This window comes from uncultured Clostridium sp. (assembly GCF_934754915.1).
Taxonomy (GTDB): domain Bacteria; phylum Bacillota; class Clostridia; order Clostridiales; family Clostridiaceae; genus Clostridium.
This window is the reverse complement of sequence record NZ_CAKVKB010000306.1, coordinates 1-2,122: the sequence shown is the minus strand read 5'-3', so window position 1 is coordinate 2,122 and position 2,122 is coordinate 1. Positions and strand designations below refer to the sequence as shown.

At 31.0% G+C, this 2,122-nt stretch carries 2 protein-coding genes; one reads left to right on the top strand and one right to left on the bottom strand.

The annotated features are described in order from the left end of the window. On the top strand, nt 1-561 hold a 561-nt coding region (locus tag Q0F58_RS19150), incomplete at its 5' end, for a PhzF family phenazine biosynthesis protein (RefSeq protein WP_294379636.1). A gap of 155 nt (nt 562-716) precedes the next feature. On the opposite strand, the gene Q0F58_RS19145 is transcribed toward Q0F58_RS19150, so the two are convergent. Next, nucleotides 717-2,081 carry an MATE family efflux transporter gene (locus tag Q0F58_RS19145; RefSeq protein WP_294379633.1) on the bottom strand — a complete coding sequence of 455 codons (1,365 nt, stop codon included), beginning with the start codon at nt 2,079-2,081 and terminating at the stop codon, nt 717-719. Nucleotides 2,082-2,122 lie beyond the last annotated feature (41 nt).

The window sequence follows — 2,122 nt, the reverse complement described above, 5'->3', positions numbered from 1 at the left end:
GCAACTGCATTTGTTGTAATGAATTATATTGATAAATCTATGAATAAAATAGAATTTGAAACTCAAAGTGGACGATTGAGTGTTATAAAAGATGGTGAATTTTATATGATGGATTTTCCAAGCAGAAAGCCTATACAAACAGAAATAAATCCTTTATTAGAAAAAGCCTTAGGATGTAAGGTTTTTGAGACTCATTTATCAAGAGACCTTGTTGTGGTTGTTGAAGATGAAAAAACTGTATCAGAATTAAATGTCAATATGGATATGTTGTCTGATATAAGCAGAGATATTGCATTTGCATTGGTTGTTACAGCTAAGGGTGATGAATGTGATTTTGTTTCACGATTTTTTGCACCTAATGCAGGAATAAAGGAAGATCCAGTTACAGGTTCATCTCATAGCACATTGATTCCGTTTTGGGCTGAAAGATTACATAAAAATAAGATGATAGCTAAGCAGTTATCTAAAAGAGGAGGAACTCTTTTATGTGAAGATAAGGGTGATAGAGTCTGCATAGGTGGAAAAGCTGTGTGCTATCTTTCTGGAGAGATAATGCTTTAATTTATCAGTGGTTTTGCACTTAAGACAGCAGCTTATAAGGAATATGCAATAATTATGTTTTTAAATTGTATAACAACATTTAGTATTATTTTTTAAAATTAAAATATATACTAAATGTTGCATGAGATAATCTTTATGTAATAGTTCCGTATTTCTTACTTCATTGTATTAAATTCTCGTTTTATTAGTGCAATACTGGCTAGAAAAGCAATAAAATCTGCAACAGGTCCTGCATATAGGATGCCATTTATTCCACAAAAAAGAGGGAATACAATAACGAGGGGAATTAAAAAGAAACACTGACGAGAAAGGGATAATATTACACCTTTCAAAGGCATTCCTATGGCAGAAAAGAAGTTTGATGATATGAGCTGAACACCATTTATGATTACCATGAATAAAAATATTCTAAGGCATTTTACTGCAAATTCAAAGTAAAGTTCGTTTCCTGATCCAAATATTGAAATTATCTGTTTTGGGAAAAATTGAAACATTATAAATCCTATTAATGAAATTATAAGTGAGGATTTTATAGCCAGTTTATATACTTCTTTAACACGTGAATAAGATCTTGCACCATAATTAAATCCTATAATTGGTTGTGAGCCTTGTGATAATCCTACAAAAACTGAAATGAAAATTGAATTTATTTTCATGACAATTCCAAAGCTTGAAAGAGGAATTTCCTGACCATATATAGATTTTGCACCATAGTATGTAAGTGAATTGTTTATTACAATCTGAACTATTGTTATTGCCACTTGATTAAGGCTGTTGCTCATTCCAAGGGAAGCAATTTTCATGAATTCCCTGATTTGAGGACGGAAAGAAGCTTTTCCAAGCTTTATATGCTTAAATTTAGTTATATATGAAGCTGCTATTAAAAAAGATACAAACTGTGATATAACAGTTGCAAGAGCAGCACCAGATACACCAAGTTTAAGGATAAAGATAAAAATAGGATCAAGTATTGTATTTATAATAGCTCCAACAATCATGCATGTCATAGAATATTTTGGACTTCCATCAGCTCTTATAAGAGCACTTAAAGCATTTGTAAATATTAAGAGAGGCATACCAAAAGCTGTAATTTTAACATAGTCCTGTGCATAGGGAAGTATAGTTTCTGTAGCTCCAAAGGAATTAAGCATTGGAGTAAGAAATAACTGGATTATTATAAAATATATTATGCTTAAAATACCCATCATCCAAATGGAATTTCCAACACAAAGTTCTGCATTTTTTACGTTACCTTTTCCAAGTTCAATAGAAAAATTTGAAGCACTACCAATACCTATAAGCAGTGCAATTGCAAGACATATAGTTGTAAGAGGAAACGCTACATTGGTAGCAGCATTTCCAAGATATCCAACTCCCTGCCCAATAAAAATCTGATCGATAATGTTATAAAAAGAACTTACAAGCATTGCAACGATACTTGGAATTGCAAATTTTCTTAGTAATTTTGATACTTCTTCATATCCTAATATGTTTTTTGACTTCATTTTCGTATTTTCCATATTTTAAACCTCCTTAAGTTTATTTATACATCCTACAGTAT

Excerpts from the sequence above, each read along its gene's own strand:
- Q0F58_RS19145 (WP_294379633.1), bottom strand. The coding sequence starts at position 2,081 with ATGGAAAATACGAAAATGAAGTCAAAAAACATATTAGGATATGAAGAA.